1 protein-coding gene is annotated in these 776 nt (G+C 71.0%); it reads left to right on the forward strand.

Features of this window, described 5'->3' with window-relative positions:
* On the forward strand, positions 1–774 hold a 774-nt coding region (locus IF54_RS0138820), incomplete at its 5' end, for an MBL fold metallo-hydrolase (RefSeq protein ID WP_030327440.1).
* Positions 775–776: the final 2 nt, after the last annotated feature.

The following is a 776-nucleotide window of genomic DNA, read 5'->3' on the forward strand; positions in this document are numbered from 1 at the left end:
GACTTCCCGGCCGGCAGCAAGAACAAGACGGCCACCCTCGTCACCGGTGAGAACGAAGCACTGCTGGTGGACGCCGCCTTCACCCGCGCCGACGGCCACCGCCTGGTCGCCGCGATCCTCGACTCCGGCAAGACGCTGACCACCGTCTTCGTCTCCCACGGCGATCCCGACTTCTACTTCGGCGCCGAGGTCATCGCCGACGCCTTCCCCGACGCCGTCTTCGTCGCCACCCCGATCGTCATCGAGCACATCGCCCACTCCTACGAGGGCAAGCTCAAGGCCTGGGCCGCGCTCGGCCCGAACCTCCCCACCCGCCTGGTCGACCTGACCCCGCTGACCGGCGACCTCACCCTGGAAGGCCACACCTTCGAGCTCAAGGGCGGCCCGGCCGGCCTGCCCGACCGCCACTACCTCTGGCAGGCCGAGCACCGCGCCCTCCTCGGCGGTGTCCTGCTCTTCCAGCAGGAGCACGTCTGGGTCGCCGACACCCCCACCCCCGCCGACCGCGCCGCCTGGATCGACCTGCTCGACGAAATGGCCGCCCTCGACCCGGAACTGGTCGTTCCCGGCCACCGCCTGCCCGGCACCGCCGCCGACGCGAGCGCGATCACCGCCACCCGCGCCTACCTGATCGCCTTCGAGGAGGAGCTCGGCAAGGCCGCCGACGGAGCCGCGCTGAACGACGCCCTGGTCAAGCGGTACCCGGACAACGGCATGCTGATCGCCGCCCAGATCGGCTCGAAGGTCGCCAAGGGCGAGATGAAGTGGGGCTGACC

It is taken from the genome of Streptomyces sp. NRRL B-3229, assembly GCF_000719505.1.
Taxonomy (GTDB): Bacteria; Actinomycetota; Actinomycetes; order Streptomycetales; family Streptomycetaceae; genus Streptomyces; species Streptomyces griseorubiginosus.